The following is a 14,996-nucleotide window of genomic DNA, read 5'->3' as shown; positions in this document are numbered from 1 at the left end:
ACGGGCCTGAACGCCCAAAGACGGAGACGAAACATGGCAAACGCAAAAGGCAAAATCACGCAGGTGATCGGCGCCGTGGTGGACGTGCAGTTCGACGACCACCTGCCCGAGATCCTCAACGCGCTCACCACCGACAACAACGGCAAGCGCCTGGTTCTCGAAGTGGCGCAACACCTGGGCGAAAGCACCGTGCGCACCATCGCGATGGACGCGACCGAGGGCCTCGTGCGCGGGCAGGAAGTGACCGACACCGACGGGCCGATCACCGTGCCGGTGGGCAACGCGACCCTCGGCCGCATCATCAACGTCGTGGGCGAGCCCGTGGACGAAGGCGCCGAGATCAAGGCCGAGGAACGTCGCGCGATCCACCAGGACGCGCCGACCTTTGCGGAACAGTCGACCGCCTCGGAAATCCTCGTCACCGGCATCAAGGTGGTGGACCTGCTGGCCCCCTACGCCAAGGGCGGCAAGATCGGCCTGTTCGGCGGCGCCGGCGTGGGCAAGACGGTTCTCATCATGGAACTGATCAACAACATCGCCAAGGTGCACTCGGGCTTCTCCGTCTTCGCCGGCGTGGGCGAGCGGACCCGCGAGGGTAACGACCTCTACCACGAGATGATCGAATCCAACGTCATCAAGCCCGACAACCTCGAGGAAAGCCAGGTGGCGCTGGTCTACGGCCAGATGAACGAGCCTCCGGGAGCGCGGGCGCGCGTCGCCCTGACCGGCCTCACCCTGGCCGAGCAGTTCCGCGACCAGTCCGGCACCGACGTTCTTTTCTTCGTCGACAACATCTTCCGCTTTACGCAGGCGGGTTCCGAGGTGTCCGCGCTTCTGGGGCGTATTCCCTCGGCGGTGGGCTACCAGCCGACGCTGGCGACCGACATGGGCGCCATGCAGGAACGCATCACCTCGACCAAGGCGGGGTCGATCACCTCGATCCAGGCCGTCTACGTTCCCGCAGACGACCTTACCGACCCGGCGCCGGCCACGACCTTCGCCCACCTCGACGCGACGACGGTTCTCAGCCGCGCGATTTCGGAGCTGGGCATCTACCCGGCGGTGGACCCGCTCGATTCCACGTCGCGCCTGATGGACCCCGCCGTCGTCGGCGAGGAGCATTACAAGGTCGCGCGGGACGTGCAGGGGATCCTGCAACGCTACAAGTCGCTTCAGGACATCATCGCCATCCTCGGGATGGATGAACTGAGCGAAGAGGACAAGCTGACCGTGGCCCGCGCGCGGAAAATCCAGCGCTTCCTGTCGCAGCCCTTCGACGTCGCCAAGGTGTTCACCGGCTCGGACGGCGTGCAGGTGCCGCTGGAGGAAACCATCGCGTCGTTCAAGGCGGTGGTCGCCGGCGAATACGACCACCTGCCCGAAGGCGCGTTCTACATGGTCGGCGGCATCGACGAGGTGAAGGCCAAGGCCGAGCGCATGGCGGCGGACGCCGCTTAAGAACGTGGCGGGGTCCTGCCCCGCCACCACGGCAACGATCCGGGCGTAGCGTGGGGCTCCACCCCACCTTCCGCCACAAGAGGAGACCGACATGGCTGACAAGATGCAATTCGACCTGGTGTCGCCCGAACGCCTGCTGACCTCGGTCGAGGCGAGCGAGGTGCAGATCCCCGGCGCCGAGGGCGACATGACCGTCATGCCCGAGCACGCGCCGCTGATCACCACACTGCGCCCCGGCATCCTGCGCGTCCGCAGCGGTGAGGGCGACGCGGAGTACGTCGTCACCGGCGGCTTTGCCGAAATCAACGCGACCGGCGTTTCGGTCCTTGCCGAGCGCGCGCTGCCCAAAGCTGACGTGACGCAGGAACATTTCGACGAGATGGTGCAGGCGGCGAAGGATGCGCACGCAAGGGCGCAGGACAATTTCGTAAATGAGCCCGGCCCGGTGGATGACGCGGCCAAGCTCTTGGCCGACATGGTCGCGGTGGGCGGCCATATCGGGCTCGATTCCCAGTCCAAGGCGCCCCTGCCGGGTTGACCGCGGCAACCATCGCAAGATCACCGGAAAGGGGCCCGTCGGGCCCCTTTTTTGGTGCGTTTTGCCCATGCCTCACGTCCGAAGCTCGGAATTATAAGAGCGGAGGCTTTTCGGGAAAAAGACGTGCTCAGAAACGAAATTCCTGCCAGCGCAGCCTTCTTTGTGGTCTCACACGTGAAAACGGCCGGCGGCCGAGGAGGAGCCGAGGCGCCCGTCCTTCCACCGGTCAATCGCTTGGCATCCGATCTTCTCCCCGAAATATCCTCGCCGAAGGCATGAAAACTCGTCTGGCGCCCGTGCAAAGCGGCTTGGCTGAGGAACGTCCCCTTTTCACTTTTCCTTCCCATTTCCGTCGCAATTGTGGGTAGACTGCGGCCTGGGGAAGATTGACGGAACTGCATGAGAAGATTGGAAACGAGACTGATCGGGATCGATCAGGGCGAGATCGTCCTGTTTTCCGATTACGAAAAAAACGGGCCCATGTGGGCAGGCGCGGGCGAGCGTGAGCGCCGGCACTCAATCCGTTTCGAGGAGCGATTCCGCGACCCGCCCGTGGTTCAGTGCGCCCTGTCGATGTGGGACATCGACAGCGGGTCGAACGCGCGGATGGATGTCCGGGCGGAAACGATCAGCGAAACCGGCTTCGAGGTGGTGTTTCGCACGTGGTCGGACACGCGCGTCGCGCGCGCGCGAGTGCGCTGGATGGCGATCGGGGAATTGCATCACCCCGACGATTGGGAATTGTATTGAATGCGCCGAAGTCGGGATGACCCCTTGCGCGATCAGTTCCCGAACTGCCCCTCGTAGACCGGCTCCAGCGTCGGGGTGTCGAAGAGCGAGGACACGCTGGTGCCGTTCCAGATATTGAGAATGGCCTGCGCGAAGACCGGCGCGGTCGGGATGATGCGCACGTTGGGCGTGTTGCGCACCGCCTCGGTCGGGGCGATGGTGTCGGTGATGACCATGCTCTTCAGGACCGACCCGGTGATCCGCTCGACGGCGGGGCCGGACATGACGCCATGGGTGGTGTAGGCGTGAACCTCGGAGGCGCCGTTTTCCAACAGAACCTGCGCGGCCTTGCAGAGCGTGCCGGCCGTGTCGCACATGTCGTCCACGATGATGCATTTCTTGCCCGCCACGTCGCCAATGATCGTCATTTCGGCCACTTCGCCGGCCTTCTCGCGGCGCTTGTCCACGATGGAGAGCGGGGCGTTGATCCGCTTGGCCAGCTCCCGCGCTCGGGCCACCCCGCCCACGTCGGGCGAAACGATCATCACCTCGTCCAGTTCGTCCTTGAACTGCTTCATGATATCGAGCGCGAAGACCGGCGAGGCATAGAGGTTGTCCACCGGAATGTCGAAGAACCCCTGGATCTGCGCGGCGTGCAGATCCATCGTCAGCACCCGCTCGATCCCGGCTTCGACCAGCATGTTCGCCACCAGCTTGGCCGATATGGGCGTGCGCGCCTTTGAGCGGCGGTCCTGCCGCGCGTAGCCGAAATAGGGGATGACGGCGGTGATGCGCATCGCCGAGGAGCGGCGCAGAGCGTCGGCCATGATCAGCAGTTCCATCAAATTGTCGTTGGCCGGGTTCGAGGTCGGCTGGATGATGAACATGTCCTCGCCGCGGACGTTCTCGAACACCTCGACGAAGATCTCGCCGTCGTTGAAGCGTTCGACCCGCGCATCGACCAGCCCGAGATTGACGCCCCTGTGCATCGACATGCGCCGCGCGATCGCCGTCGCGAGCGGCATGTTGGCGTTGCCCGAGATCAGTTTCGGTTCCGGTGTGGCTGGCATGGGGAAGTCTCCGCGCGGGTTTCCGTTGGACAGATTCGTGACGTTGACACCGCTTAGCATGGGCGTAAGGTCTGGCAAAGCTGCTCTGCCCAGGAGGGGGCCGCGAAATGACCCGTATCGACCGTTTTTTCCCCGCGCCCGCGCCATGCGCCCGCTTTGATCGCTGATCCAGGTCATGCCGAAGGCGATCAGGGGCGGTTTTCCGACATATTGGACCACGTTCGGGCAGGGTCCGCGCGAGGCGCTGCTGATCCATTGCAGCCTCGCGCAATCCGGGGCGTGGGGCGGGATGGCGCGGCGCCTGTCCGGGGCGCTGACGATGACCGCATTCGATCTCCCCGGCCACGGGCGGAGCGGTGATTGGGACGGGCGCGGCGAAATCCAGCAGGTGACGACAGGCATCGCGGCGGATTTCGCATGCGCCGGTCCGGTCGACGTGATCGGCCATTCGTTCGGCGGGACCGTGGCGCTGCGGATGGCGGTGGACTATCCCGACCGCGTCCGCACATTGGTGCTGATCGAGCCGGTGTTCTTCGCCGCCGGGATGCGCGCCGATCCGCAGGCCGCCGAAACCTGCCGCGCGCAGGAGGCGGCGTTCGACGCGGCGATGGCGCGCGGCGATCATGAAACGGCGGCGCGCGAGTTCCTCGGACGCTGGGGCGACGGTGCGCCCTGGGAGGATCTGAACGAAGCCGAGCGCGCCGGCATCATCGCGCGGATTCCGCTGATAGAGGCGGCGACGCCGGCGCTTTACGACGACATCGGCGGGTTGCTGGCGCCCGGCGTCCTGGACTCGGTCGCCGCGCCCGCGCTGCTGATCGAGGGCAGCGAATCGCCCGGAATCATTGGCGCGGTCAATGACGCGCTGGCGGCGCGGCTGCCACGCGCGGAACGCTCGGTCATCGGCGGGGCGGCGCATATGGCGCCGATCAGCCATCCGGCGCAGGTCAGCGCGGAAATCCTGCGCTTCCTGCAACAGGCCTGACCCCTCGTCCGCCCCTCGCGGGCCGTCCTCGCCTCAGTCCCCGGCGGCGGCGACAAAGGCGTCGATCTGGTCGTCCCCGATCGACCAGTCGCAGACGAGGCGCATCATGATCGGTTCGTCGTCGTCGCCCTCGAGCGTCCCCCAAAGGCCATAGACCGCGCCCGCGTCGTGCAGCCGCCGATGCGTGCGCCGCGGCAGGGTGGCGAAGATCATGTTGGCCTGCGGCTCGGCCAGCAGCGTGAAGTCGGGCAGGTCCCGCAGCCCTGCGACCAGGCGCGCGGCCTTGGCGTTCGCGGCCTCGGCGGCGCTGCGCCACGTATCATCGGCGAGATAGCCGCGCATCTGCGCCGAGAGATACCGGTGCTTGGAAAACAGGTGCGCGCCGCGCTTGCGCCGCAGCTCGAACTCCCAGGCGTGGCGGGGATCGAAGAAGATCACCGCCTCGACCCCGGCGCAACCGTTCTTGGTCCCGCCAAAGCTCAGCGCGTCCACGCCCGCCCGCCATGACATCTCGGCCGGGCTGCATCCGAGGGCGACGCAGGCGTTGGCAAAGCGCGCGCCGTCCATGAAGGTGGGCAGGCCGTAATCCTTCGCCACCGCCGTCAGCGCGCGCAGCTCGTCCAGCGAATAGACGCGGCCCATCTCGGTCACCTGCGTGATCTGCACCGGCCCGCGCTGCGAGCAATGCACGTCGCCCTGGGCGCAGGCGTCGATCGCCGCGCGCAGCTGGTCGGACGTCATCTTGTCTTCCTCGCCGACAAGCGTGAGCTTCGCGCCGCCAGTGTAGAACTCGGGCGCGTGGCATTCATCGACCTGGATATGCGCAAGCGGCGTGCAGAACACGGTCTGCCAGGGCTGCGTCAGCGTCGCCAGCGCCAGCGCGTTGGCCGCGGTGCCGGTCGCGACGAGATAGACCGCCGCTTCGGGCGCTTCGAAGGTCTCGCGCAGCTGCGCGCGCACCTCGTCCATGAGCGCATCGGCGCCATAGGGCCGCGCGTGGCCGCTATCGGCGTCCATCAGCGCGCGCGCCACCTCGGGACGCATCGGCCCGGCGTTGTCGGAGGCAAAGAACATCAGATCGGCTCCTCTATCACGTGATCTTCCCAGTCGTCTTCGTCGATCTCGGTCTCGGAAACGGTGCGGTGCTGCATCGACACGCCCGCTGAGTGGACGCTCTCTGGATCTCCCGAGATCAGCGGGTGCCAGTCAAAGAGGGGCTTGCCCGTCCATAGCAGCTTGTAGGCGCAGGTTTCGGGCATCCAGTAGAGGTTGGCGTCCATGTTCTTTGGCCTGAGCACGATGCATTCCGGCACGAACCGGTGGCGGGTCTCGTAATGCGCGCAGCGGCAGGTCGCGTCGTCGAACAGGCGGCAGGCGACGCGGGTCAGCGCCACCTCGCCGGTGTCCTCGTCTTCGAGCTTGTTCATGCAGCACTTGCCGCAGCCATCGCAGAGCGCCTCCCATTCCTCGCGCGTCATGCGGGTCAGCGGGACAGTCTCCCAGAAGCGGGGGCGCAGCTTGGTCATGTCGCGGACAGGATGGCGCGGGCGCGGGCGCAATCGGCGTCCATCTGCGCGATGAACGCTTCCAGGCTCTCGAAGGTCTCTTCCGGGCGCAGATACTCGACCAGCGCGATCGACAGATGGGCGCCGTAGAGATCGCCCGAGAAATCGAAGAGGAAGGTTTCGAGGTTGGGCTCTTGCCCCGCGAACTGCGGCCGCACGCCAAGCGAGGCCGCACCGAGGTAATGGCCCGCATGGACGCCGTCGAGCACGTCGACCCGCACCGCGTAAACGCCGTATTTCGGCTTGTGCAGCCCCTCGAGCCGCATGTTCGCCGTCGGATAGCCCAGGGTGCGCCCGCGCTGTTCGCCGCCCTCGACGACGCCCTCGATCCGGTGCCAGTGACCCAGCATCAGCGCGGCGTCACGCGGCCGGCCATCGCTCAGCGCGTTGCGGATCGCGGTCGAACTGACCTCGCCTTTATTGCCAGCCAGAAGATGTGCGATGCCGACGCCGAAACCCATTTCGCGTCCGAACCGCTCGAGGTCGGCGGCGTTGCCCGCGCGGCCCTTGCCGAAACAGAAATCCTCGCCCACGACCACGTGGCGCAGGCCAAGACCCTCGGCGATGACGTCGCGGGCAAAGGCCTCGGGGGTGAGCGCGGACAGCGCGGCGTTGAAGTTCAGCTCATAAAGCCGCTTGACGCCCAGCTTTTCGAGCCGGTGCGCGCGCGCGGCGGGGTTCATCAGGCGAAAGGGCGGAGCGTCGGGCGCGAAATATTCGCGCGGGTGCGGCTCGAAGGTGACGATGCCGAGCGGCGCGCCGATCTTGCGCCCCGCCTCGCGCGCGAGGTCGATCACCGACTGGTGGCCGAGATGCACGCCGTCGAAATTGCCGATGGCGGCGCTGGCGCCGCGATCGTCGGGTTCGACATAGGTGTAATCGCGGATGGTGCGCATGGCGGATGGTTAGCGCGCAGGGCAGGGGCGCGCAAGCGGGGATGGCGGTTCCCCTTCTGGCGGTGTCGCATCGGTCAGGCGGTCATCGCGTCGATCTGCATCTGGGTGTCGTGCGCTTGCTTCATCAGCCATGCGACGAAACGCTGGACCTGCGCCCGACCGGCTGCGCCGTCACGCTGGTGCAACCGGTAGGGGTGCGGCGCCACGATGTGCTGCGTCTTGGGAAACGGGGTGACGAGGCGCCCGTTTTCCAGATCGGCCAGGGTCAGCGAGAGGCCGCAGATCAGGAATCCGACATTCTGCCGCACGGCGTCCAGCGCGTGGCGGGCATGTTTGTAATGCACACCGCGTTCCGGTCCGGATTCGCGGTGACCAAAGCGCGCGAACCAGTCGGGCCAGCCGGGATAGGCTGGATCGTCACGTTGCATCTGCAAATGCAGCAGCGGCATGCCCTCCATCTGCAACACCGGATCCCAATCCGCGATCCTGCGCGTGTTGTCGGGGCCGGTCACTGGAAGAAACACGTCGCGAAAGAGGGGCGGGTCGTCATCGCCGGAATAGGTGATGCGCAAATCCGGTGCGCCCAGTCGCAAGGGGACGTCTCCGGCGCCGTTGATACAGAACAGGATGTTGGGATGCTGGTCCCGAAAGGAGGGCAGGCGCGGGGACAGCCACAGCTCGGCCCAGTCCGGATCCGCAACGATGTGGATTTCGCTGACCCGCTGGAAATCGAGCGTTTCGGTGGCCCGTTCCAGCGCTGAGAAGGCGCGGTGCAAATCATCCAGCGCCTGCCCGAGCTCGACCGTGGGCTGCAACCCGGAGCGCGCCCTCAAGAGTAGATCGGACCCCAGATAATCTTCGAGCGCGCGAATCCGCTGGCCGACCGCGGCGGGCGTGATGCCGAGCCGCATGGCGGCGCCCTTGAGCGAGCCTTCGCGGATCGCCAGTTCGAGCGCCTGAAGCGATTTGAGGTGTGTGACGACGACCATTTGATAAAGGTTACCTTTCGCATACAAATACGCAAGCTTTTCAGATAAAGGTAAGCTTTCGACCCCTAAAGAAAATTGGGTTATGCAGATTTGGAAATTGCGCTCATGCTGGCGTCATCACATCCACAACACCGAAGGGAAGGACGATGAAACGCTACATGATCGAACGCGACATACCGGGAATCGGTGAGTTTTCACTGACCGAGCTTTGCGGAGCGGCCCGTGCCTCGAACCAGGCGCTCGCCACGATCGGGCCGGATATCCAGTGGGTCCATTCCTATATCGCGGGGGAAAAATCGTTCTGCGTCTATCTTGCGAAAGGGGACGAGGAAATCCGCAAACATGCCGAACTCAGCGGCATCCCGGTCACAAGGATCACCGAGGTTCCACAGATCATCGATCCGTTGACGGCGAATAACTGAGGCGTCGCGCCGATATCGGCACTGCCGGTGCGTATGTAGGAAGCACCGGTGGGGTCAGTCGAACTTGGTCGAAGGCGCCAGCACCGTCGCCTCGCCCACGAGCACCTTCTTGCCGTCCACCAGGCAGCGGCAGTCGAGCTGCACGCGGCGTTTGGCGTGGTCGATAGCGATCACCTCGACCTCGGCGCGGACCATGTCGCCGGGGCGCACGGGCGCGAGGAACTTGAGCGTCTGGCCCATGTAGACGGTCCCGTGCCCCGGAAGCTGCTCACCGATCACCGCCGAGATCAGCCCGGCGGTCAGCATCCCGTGCGCGATGCGCCCCTCGAAGATCGTATCGCGGGCGTAGTCGTCATCGAGATGCACGGGGTTGCGGTCGGTCGAGACCTGCGCGAACATCTCGATATCCTCGTCCGTCACGACCTTTTGCAGGTGCCGGACCATGCCCATCTCGATCTCTTCGATGGTGATGGTTCCACGCGGCAGGTTGTCTAACATCTCGCCCTCCTCGTCGCTGCAAGAGCAATAATCCGGCGTCACGGCGTCGGGTTTGGCAACTTTATTACTTCGCGGGTGCAGAAAATCAACCCCAAACCGTCACCGCAACCGCCCGATCGTGTAGGTCGGACTGGCCTTCTCCTTTGCCAGGTAGGCCTCGAGCGCGTCAGCGTCGGGGTGGTGCTCGGTCTTCGTTTCGCGCATGGCGAGCCCCCCGGCGATAAAGAGCGAATCGATGTCCTCGCCCATGGCGCCGCGGATGTCGGTTCCGATGCCGTCCCCGATGGCGAGGATCGCGTGGTTGCCGATGTCCTTGCCAAGCGCGACCAGACGACGACGCGCGAGGTCGTAGATCGGCGGGTGCGGCTTGCCGAAATAGAGGCTTTCGCCCCCCATCTCCGTATAGAGCCGCGCCAGCGCCCCCGCGCACCATTCGCGCCGTTCGCCGCGGTCCACGACGATGTCGGGATTGGCGCAGAGCAGTTTCAGCCCCTTCTGCTTCGCATAGAGGAACTCGGGCCGGTTCACGTCCGGGTCGGCGAAGGGGTCGAAAGGTCCGCAGCAGACGATGCCTTCGGCCTCCTTTAGCGGCACGCGGGTGATCTCGAGCGGATCGTCCAGCACTTCGAGCGGCTCGAAGAAACCATCGTCGCGTTCCGCATCACCCATGAACCACACCTTCTGGCCGACCGCGCCGCGGAACATCGCCGCGCGCGCGGAATCGCCAGAGGTTGCGATGGCGTCATAGGCGTCGCGGGGCACGCCGAACTGCTCGAGCTGCGCCTCGACCCCGGCGCGCGGCTTGGGCGAGTTGGTGACGAGCACCACGCGCCCGCCGCCCTCGCGGAAGGCCCGCACCGCCGCGACCGCGTCGGGAAAGGCGGTCACGCCGTTGTGCAGGCAGCCCCAGAGATCGACGAAGAGCGCCTCGTACCGATCGGAAATTTCGGCGAGGGAATGGATGATCCGGGTCACGTGGGCCTCCGTCTGCTGTCTAGGCGGCAAAGATATGGCAGGCGGCGGCGGATCTGGCCAGAGGCGATTGCCCGCGCATGGGCAATTGCGATGGACCTTCTTCCCTTGGCGAGGCGTTGTCGCGGCACAGAGGATCGGCGCGAGAAAGCGAGGGTTTAATGCCGCACGATCATACCGGGCGCGCCGATGCGGCGCACGCCCACGCCACCGGCGACGAGCGCAGGATCGGCATCGCCGCCGCGCTCACCGGCGCGTTCATGCTTGCCGAGGTGACCGGCGGGCTGGTCGCGGGGAGTCTCGCGCTCATGGCGGATGCGGGCCACATGCTGACCGATTTCGCGTCGCTGACCCTCGCCTGGCTGGCCTTCCGCCTGGCGCGCAGGCCGGCGGACTGGAAGCGCACCTATGGGTTTGACCGTTTCTCGGTGCTGGCGGCCTTCGTCAACGGGCTGGCGCTGTTCGTGATCGCGGGCTGGATCGTCTGGGCGGCGATAGGCCGCCTGACCCATCCGCAGGAGGTCCTGGGCGGCGTCATGCTCTGGATCGCGCTGGCGGGGCTGGTCGTGAACATCGTCGCATTCCTCGTGCTGACGCGCGGCGAGGGCGAGAACCTGAACGTGCGCGCCGCTACGCTGCACGTGATGGGCGACCTGCTGGGATCCATCGCGGCGCTGATGGCGGCGCTGGTCATTATCTGGACCGGATGGACGCCCATAGACCCGATCCTGTCGGTGTTGGTGGCGGTGATCATCCTGCGCTCGGCCTGGGCGGTGGTGGCGCAGAGCGGGCATATCCTGCTCGAAGGCACGCCCGCCGGGTTCGACCGGCGCGAGGCGACTCAGGCGCTGACGGACGAGATCGACGGGCTGGCGCGGGTCGAGCATCTGCACGCCTGGTCGGTCACGCAGGAACGGCCCATGTTGACGCTCGAAGCGGAACTGGACCCCGGCGCCGATCCCGCGGCGGTGAAAGAGGCGATCAAGGCGCTGCTGGACGAACGCTACGGCATCGGTCACGCCACAATCGAGATCGCGCAGTAGTAACCCCGCCGCCTCGGTTTGACCGGTCGAATTTTACTTGGCGGAACAGACATGCCGAATTTCACACAGAACGACACGGACATGACGATAAGTTCGGGCGATTGACGGGCCGTCGCGGACCTCGCGGATGTCGAAAACATGGTTGACGCGAACGGCGTGGATCATTTCCCGGGGAAGGACGCGCACAGCACCTTCGGCTATCCCGGCGCGCAGCTTATCCCGCAGTCAGGATCGCCGCGGCGATAAAAAGGCCGAACACCCAAAGCCACGCGAGACCGATGATATTGAGCGTGCGCGCGAAGGGTTGCTTGCGCGTCTTGTGCCGCAGAACGCGCTGCGCCAGCTTGGCGGCAGGCCAGCCGCCAACCATCGCCATCGTCAAGAGGGTCTTTTCCGGGATGCGCCATTCCTGCGTCCGTGCACGGTTCTTGTCCAACCGGAACGCCGTGAAAGTCACGGCGTTCACCATCAGGACATAACCCGCGATCGCCGCAGGATGGCCAGTTCCGATCACGGATCAGACCTTGAGGCTCGGGATGATCTGCTTCTTGCGGCTCATCACGCCGGGCAGGACCACGGCGTCGCCCTCGACCGCGACGTCGAAGGATTTCGCGGCAACGTCCCGTACCATGTCGTTGGGGATGAGCAGCGTCGCCTCCTCGTTGAGGATGTCCACCACGAAGAGCAGCACCTGGTCGACCCCGTCCTCGGCGGCGACCTTCGGCATCGCCGACATCAGCGCTTCCTTGCGTTCCAGAACCGTGCGCGGCGCGGTCGTCTCGAGCACGGAGACGCGGAAACTGACGCCGGAGACCTCGTATTCCTTGCTGTCCATGCGCAGCAGCTCCGCCTCGCAAAAGGCCGAGACATCGGATTTCGCCGCGAACATCTGCGCGGCGTAATCGCCGATATCGACGCCAAGCTCGTCGGCCAGCCGCTCGGCCACAGCGCGGTCATGGTCGGTGGTGGTCGGGCTGCGGAATTCCAGCGTGTCGCTCAGGATGCAGGTCAGCGCCGCGCCTTTGGCCCAGTCGGGCATATTGGCGGCGTCCTCGCCCATCAGGTCGATCATCACCGTCGCCGTGCAGGCCAGCGGGCGGATCGTCACGTCGATCGCGCCCTTCGTGTGAAGCCCGCCGACCAGCTTGTGATGGTCGATGATCGCGCGCAGGTCCGCGTCGTTGATCCCGGCCGGCAGTTCGGCGGGGTTGTTGGTGTCGACGACGACGCAGGGCTGGCCCGGCTCGACGTCGGAAATGATGCGCGGCGTGGGCAGTTGCCAATGCTTCAGCATGAAGGCCGCCTCGGTGCTCGGCTCGCCCAGCAGGACGGCTTCGGCGTTCCCGCCCAGGACCTCGTTGATGTACCAGGCCCAGAGGATCGGCGATCCGGTGCTGTCGGTATCGGGTGACGTGTGACCGAAGACGAGTGTTTTCATGACCAAAGCCTCTTGCGCGTGTGAAAGAATTTTCGCGCGTTATAGGCGCGCGATCCGGCCTTGTCACGCGCGCAGGCGGGGGCCAGACTGCGCGCCATGAGCAAGCCCGCCGAAACCGAACTCTACGCCCCGGTGAAGACGCTGTTCGAGGCGCGCGGCTATGCCGTCAAGGGCGAGATCGGTGGTGCGGATCTCATGGCGCGCCGCGACGGCGAGGAGCCGGTGATCGTCGAGTTGAAGTCAGGCTTTTCGCTGATCCTACTGCAGCAGGCGGCGGCGCGGCAGGCGATCACCGAGCGGGTCTATGTCGCGGTGCCGCGCTGGTCGGGCAAGGCGGGCTGGCGCGTGTTCAAGGGCAACATCGGCCTGTGCCGCCGGCTCGGGATCGGCGTCATTTCTGTCGATCTCGGGGAGGGGGCGGCGCGCGTGCATGCCGAACCCGGCCCGTTCCGCCCGCGACGCTCCAAGCCGCGCCGCGCCGCGATGCTGCGCGAATTCGACGCGCGCGAGGGCGACCCGACGGCGGGCGGGACCAACGGGCAGGTAATGACCGCCTACCGGCAGGACGCACTGCGCTGCGCCGCCTGCCTCGCCGAGGTCGAGACTGCGCGGGGCGCCGATGTCGCCCGCGCCAGCGGCGTGGCGCGCGCCACCCGGATCATGGCCGACAACCACCACGGCTGGTTCCGCCGCGTGGCGCACGGGGTCTATGCGTTGAGCGATGCGGGGGCCGAGATGATCGCCGCAGCGCCGCCGCCCTGAGCATCGAGCCGCGACCTTCGCGGCTGAACTCGGCCGCCTTCGGCGAGGATATTTGGAGCAAGAAGAAAGAGGTTGCGTTTGCCCCGCATCAGGAGTCGAACGGAATCCGCTCGATCTTGAACCCGCGGGTTTCGAGCATGTGCAGCAGGCCGTGCTCGCCGGGCAGGTGCCCGGCGCCAGCGGCGATGAACACGTCGCCGGTCACGTCGTCGCCGGTCAGCAGATCAGCCCATTCGGCGTTGCGATCGCGCAGCAGCAGGGTTTCGAACCGCTCGAAGTTCGCCTCGGCTTGCGGGCCGCTCTCCTCGGTCGAGATCTTGCGCGAGAATTCCCAGATCAGCGCGGTTTGCTGGGCCAGGTAGCGCTGGCGCAGCGTGTAGGCCGCGTCATCCGCGTCGCCCGGCCATGCGAGGAACAGCCGGATCGCGTCGAGCTGTTCTTCGCGTGGCATGTCGTCGAGCAGCGACAGCACCGCCGTCGCGTCCTCGAGCGAGCGCGTGGGAACGCCGGCGGCGGCGGCGGTCTGGCCGATCATTTCGTCGATGCCCGCGCCCATGAGCGCGCCGGCCTGCGCCTCGCAGGGGCCGATGCCGAGCATCATCGACGCCCAGATCGGCTTGAACTTGGCGGCCATGAATGACGGGAATCCGCGCTCGCCGAGCTCGTCCCGCAGGGTGCGCCAGTCTTCTTCGCCCAGAAGGTCGGGCAGGGTCGGGCCTTCGGTGATGAACATGATCGAGGGGTCTTCGGCCATCTGCCGCTCAAGGCGTTCCTGGTCGGCGGTCGACATCTCGAGATAGACGGCGTCCGCCGCCTTGATATGGGTCGCGAGCGCGTCGAGATGGGCGCGGGTGCGGTCATGTTCGAAGTGATAGGTGCCAAAGATCGTAAGGCGCGTGGACCCGCGCTCCGCGCGCCAGAGCAGCCCTTCGGGATATGGAGCGGCCTGCGCGGCCCGCTCAAGGGCCTCGCGTTCGGATGCGGGCAGGGCGGCGATCATGTCGGTCCCGCCACAGCGCGCGGCGGCGATCCCCGGCAGGAACAGCAGGCAGGCGAGGGTGGCGAGGAGGGCTTTCAATTCTCGTAACTCCGCATGGGACCAGGGCGTAGATGTAACCATGCCGGCGGTAGGATCAAGCGTCCGGCGCATCGGCGTCCATACGCCCCCCGCCGCCGATCCCTTGGGCGCGACTTTTCGCAAGAGTCCTGTTGACAGGCCGCCCCCGGCTGCCTAGCTATGCGCCGTTAGCACTCGCAAGAAGTGAGTGCTAACGGGTCCGGCCGGACCCGATCGGAGTAACTTTGAGCCAAGGAGCCTCAGAGATGGCATTTATACCGCTGCATGACCGCGTGCTTGTCCGCCGCGTTGAAAGCGAAGAGAAAACCAAGGGCGGGCTGATCATCCCCGACAGCGCCAAGGAAAAGCCCAGCGAGGGCGAAATCGTCGCCGTCGGCGAAGGCGCGCGCGACGATGACGGCGATCGGATCAAGCCCGACGTCAAGGAAGGCGATCGCATCCTGTTCGGCAAGTGGTCGGGCACCGAGATCACCATCGACGGTGAAGAACTGCTGATCATGAAAGAGAGCGACATCCTGGGCAAGATGGCCTGAGGCCGCGCCCACCGTCGCAT

The 14,996-nt window shown here is 66.0% G+C and carries 18 protein-coding genes; 8 read left to right on the top strand and 10 right to left on the bottom strand.

The genetic code is table 11. The annotated features are described in order from the left end of the window. Positions 1 to 33: 33 nt before the first annotated feature. The 3 genes from atpD to D6850_RS11725 all read left to right on the top strand — a co-directional run bounded on the left by atpD (position 34) and on the right by D6850_RS11725 (position 2,746). Entirely contained in the window at positions 34 to 1,458 is a 1,425-nt protein-coding gene (gene atpD, locus D6850_RS11735) for a F0F1 ATP synthase subunit beta (protein ID WP_121167138.1), read from the top strand. A gap of 91 nt (positions 1,459 to 1,549) precedes the next feature. Continuing rightward, positions 1,550 to 1,996 carry a F0F1 ATP synthase subunit epsilon gene (locus D6850_RS11730; protein ID WP_121167136.1) on the top strand — a complete coding sequence of 149 codons (447 nt, stop codon included), beginning with the start codon at positions 1,550 to 1,552 and terminating at the stop codon, positions 1,994 to 1,996. 399 nt (positions 1,997 to 2,395) lie between these two features. Then, on the top strand, positions 2,396 to 2,746 hold the full coding sequence (locus D6850_RS11725) for an H-type lectin domain-containing protein (RefSeq protein WP_121167134.1): 351 nt from the start codon (positions 2,396 to 2,398) through the stop codon (positions 2,744 to 2,746). Between the two features lie 32 nt (positions 2,747 to 2,778). On the opposite strand, the gene D6850_RS11720 is transcribed toward D6850_RS11725, so the two are convergent. Further along, a complete protein-coding gene (locus D6850_RS11720) occupies positions 2,779 to 3,795 on the bottom strand; it encodes a ribose-phosphate pyrophosphokinase (RefSeq protein ID WP_121167132.1) in 1,017 nt (338 codons plus the stop codon). 175 nt (positions 3,796 to 3,970) lie between these two features. Between D6850_RS11720 and D6850_RS11715 the strand changes: the two genes are divergently transcribed. Next, the gene (locus D6850_RS11715; protein ID WP_121167129.1) at positions 3,971 to 4,780 is read left to right on the top strand and encodes an alpha/beta fold hydrolase; all 810 of its coding nucleotides are present in this window, start codon (positions 3,971 to 3,973) and stop codon (positions 4,778 to 4,780) included. Positions 4,781 to 4,813: 33 nt separating this feature from the next. Here the strand turns inward: D6850_RS11715 and D6850_RS11710 are convergent, their stop codons facing one another. From D6850_RS11710 to D6850_RS11695, 4 genes are all read right to left on the bottom strand, one after another. Next, positions 4,814 to 5,854 (bottom strand): threonine aldolase family protein, encoded by a 1,041-nt coding sequence (locus tag D6850_RS11710; RefSeq protein ID WP_121167127.1) that lies wholly within the window; start codon positions 5,852 to 5,854, stop codon positions 4,814 to 4,816. Continuing rightward, positions 5,854 to 6,306: a YcgN family cysteine cluster protein gene (locus tag D6850_RS11705; RefSeq protein ID WP_121167828.1), complete on the bottom strand. Its 453-nt coding sequence runs from the start codon at positions 6,304 to 6,306 to the stop codon at positions 5,854 to 5,856. Before D6850_RS11705 ends, D6850_RS11710 begins: the two co-directional genes overlap by 1 nt. Then, on the bottom strand, positions 6,303 to 7,241 hold the full coding sequence (locus tag D6850_RS11700; RefSeq protein ID WP_121167125.1) for a bifunctional riboflavin kinase/FAD synthetase: 939 nt from the start codon (positions 7,239 to 7,241) through the stop codon (positions 6,303 to 6,305). Before D6850_RS11700 ends, D6850_RS11705 begins: the two co-directional genes overlap by 4 nt. Before the next feature lie 74 nt (positions 7,242 to 7,315). Next, positions 7,316 to 8,230, bottom strand: coding sequence for a LysR family transcriptional regulator (locus tag D6850_RS11695; RefSeq protein ID WP_121167123.1), 915 nt, complete (start codon positions 8,228 to 8,230; stop codon positions 7,316 to 7,318). A gap of 146 nt (positions 8,231 to 8,376) precedes the next feature. On the opposite strand from D6850_RS11695, the gene D6850_RS11690 reads away from it, so the two are divergent. Next, positions 8,377 to 8,652 carry a DUF4242 domain-containing protein gene (locus tag D6850_RS11690; protein ID WP_121167121.1) on the top strand — a complete coding sequence of 92 codons (276 nt, stop codon included), beginning with the start codon at positions 8,377 to 8,379 and terminating at the stop codon, positions 8,650 to 8,652. 54 nt (positions 8,653 to 8,706) lie between these two features. On the opposite strand, the gene D6850_RS11685 is transcribed toward D6850_RS11690, so the two are convergent. Beyond that, on the bottom strand, positions 8,707 to 9,150 hold the full coding sequence (locus tag D6850_RS11685) for a MaoC family dehydratase (RefSeq protein ID WP_121167119.1): 444 nt from the start codon (positions 9,148 to 9,150) through the stop codon (positions 8,707 to 8,709). Between the two features lie 99 nt (positions 9,151 to 9,249). Next, on the bottom strand, positions 9,250 to 10,125 hold the full coding sequence (locus D6850_RS11680; protein ID WP_121167117.1) for an HAD family hydrolase: 876 nt from the start codon (positions 10,123 to 10,125) through the stop codon (positions 9,250 to 9,252). 158 nt (positions 10,126 to 10,283) lie between these two features. On the opposite strand from D6850_RS11680, the gene D6850_RS11675 reads away from it, so the two are divergent. Beyond that, on the top strand, positions 10,284 to 11,165 hold the full coding sequence (locus D6850_RS11675) for a cation diffusion facilitator family transporter (protein ID WP_121167115.1): 882 nt from the start codon (positions 10,284 to 10,286) through the stop codon (positions 11,163 to 11,165). Positions 11,166 to 11,379: 214 nt separating this feature from the next. On the opposite strand, the gene D6850_RS11670 is transcribed toward D6850_RS11675, so the two are convergent. Together D6850_RS11670 and D6850_RS11665 are read right to left on the bottom strand one after the other, a co-directional pair. Then, positions 11,380 to 11,634, bottom strand: coding sequence for a DUF1294 domain-containing protein (locus D6850_RS11670; protein WP_121167113.1), 255 nt, complete (start codon positions 11,632 to 11,634; stop codon positions 11,380 to 11,382). A 48-nt stretch (positions 11,635 to 11,682) separates the two neighbouring features. Further along, positions 11,683 to 12,603 carry a manganese-dependent inorganic pyrophosphatase gene (locus tag D6850_RS11665; protein WP_121167109.1) on the bottom strand — a complete coding sequence of 307 codons (921 nt, stop codon included), beginning with the start codon at positions 12,601 to 12,603 and terminating at the stop codon, positions 11,683 to 11,685. 96 nt (positions 12,604 to 12,699) lie between these two features. Between D6850_RS11665 and D6850_RS11660 the strand changes: the two genes are divergently transcribed. Continuing rightward, the gene (locus tag D6850_RS11660) at positions 12,700 to 13,365 is read left to right on the top strand and encodes a DUF2161 domain-containing phosphodiesterase (RefSeq protein ID WP_121167826.1); all 666 of its coding nucleotides are present in this window, start codon (positions 12,700 to 12,702) and stop codon (positions 13,363 to 13,365) included. Between the two features lie 88 nt (positions 13,366 to 13,453). Here D6850_RS11660 and D6850_RS11655 read toward each other — a convergent pair whose 3' ends face one another. Continuing rightward, the gene (locus D6850_RS11655; RefSeq protein ID WP_245964168.1) at positions 13,454 to 14,443 is read right to left on the bottom strand and encodes a TraB/GumN family protein; all 990 of its coding nucleotides are present in this window, start codon (positions 14,441 to 14,443) and stop codon (positions 13,454 to 13,456) included. 245 nt (positions 14,444 to 14,688) lie between these two features. Here D6850_RS11655 and D6850_RS11650 point away from each other — a divergent pair, with 245 nt between their 5' ends. Next, positions 14,689 to 14,976, top strand: a complete 288-nt coding sequence (locus tag D6850_RS11650; protein WP_121167105.1) for a co-chaperone GroES — start codon at positions 14,689 to 14,691, stop codon at positions 14,974 to 14,976. Positions 14,977 to 14,996 lie beyond the last annotated feature (20 nt).

The organism is Roseovarius spongiae (assembly GCF_003651245.1).
GTDB lineage: Bacteria > Pseudomonadota > Alphaproteobacteria > Rhodobacterales > Rhodobacteraceae > Roseovarius > Roseovarius spongiae.
The sequence above is the reverse complement of the archived record's forward strand: the minus strand, read 5'-3'. Positions and strand labels throughout refer to the sequence as shown.

What these genes read in the sequence shown, in the direction of transcription:
- D6850_RS11690 (WP_121167121.1), top strand. Translation starts at nt 8,377, where the DNA reads ATGAAACGCTACATGATCGAACGCGACATACCGGGAATCGGTGAGTTT.
- D6850_RS11650 (WP_121167105.1), top strand. Translation starts at nt 14,689, where the DNA reads ATGGCATTTATACCGCTGCATGACCGCGTGCTTGTCCGCCGCGTTGAA.
- D6850_RS11705 (WP_121167828.1), bottom strand. Translation starts at nt 6,306, where the DNA reads ATGACCAAGCTGCGCCCCCGCTTCTGGGAGACTGTCCCGCTGACCCGC.
- D6850_RS11725 (WP_121167134.1), top strand. Translation starts at nt 2,396, where the DNA reads ATGAGAAGATTGGAAACGAGACTGATCGGGATCGATCAGGGCGAGATC.
- D6850_RS11700 (WP_121167125.1), bottom strand. Translation starts at nt 7,241, where the DNA reads ATGCGCACCATCCGCGATTACACCTATGTCGAACCCGACGATCGCGGC.
- D6850_RS11710 (WP_121167127.1), bottom strand. Translation starts at nt 5,854, where the DNA reads ATGTTCTTTGCCTCCGACAACGCCGGGCCGATGCGTCCCGAGGTGGCG.
- D6850_RS11730 (WP_121167136.1), top strand. Translation starts at nt 1,550, where the DNA reads ATGGCTGACAAGATGCAATTCGACCTGGTGTCGCCCGAACGCCTGCTG.
- D6850_RS11670 (WP_121167113.1), bottom strand. Translation starts at nt 11,634, where the DNA reads ATGGTGAACGCCGTGACTTTCACGGCGTTCCGGTTGGACAAGAACCGT.
- D6850_RS11665 (WP_121167109.1), bottom strand. Translation starts at nt 12,603, where the DNA reads ATGAAAACACTCGTCTTCGGTCACACGTCACCCGATACCGACAGCACC.
- D6850_RS11660 (WP_121167826.1), top strand. Translation starts at nt 12,700, where the DNA reads ATGAGCAAGCCCGCCGAAACCGAACTCTACGCCCCGGTGAAGACGCTG.
- D6850_RS11685 (WP_121167119.1), bottom strand. Translation starts at nt 9,150, where the DNA reads ATGTTAGACAACCTGCCGCGTGGAACCATCACCATCGAAGAGATCGAG.
- D6850_RS11695 (WP_121167123.1), bottom strand. Translation starts at nt 8,230, where the DNA reads ATGGTCGTCGTCACACACCTCAAATCGCTTCAGGCGCTCGAACTGGCG.
- D6850_RS11715 (WP_121167129.1), top strand. Translation starts at nt 3,971, where the DNA reads ATGCCGAAGGCGATCAGGGGCGGTTTTCCGACATATTGGACCACGTTC.
- D6850_RS11720 (WP_121167132.1), bottom strand. Translation starts at nt 3,795, where the DNA reads ATGCCAGCCACACCGGAACCGAAACTGATCTCGGGCAACGCCAACATG.
- atpD (WP_121167138.1), top strand. Translation starts at nt 34, where the DNA reads ATGGCAAACGCAAAAGGCAAAATCACGCAGGTGATCGGCGCCGTGGTG.
- D6850_RS11675 (WP_121167115.1), top strand. Translation starts at nt 10,284, where the DNA reads ATGCCGCACGATCATACCGGGCGCGCCGATGCGGCGCACGCCCACGCC.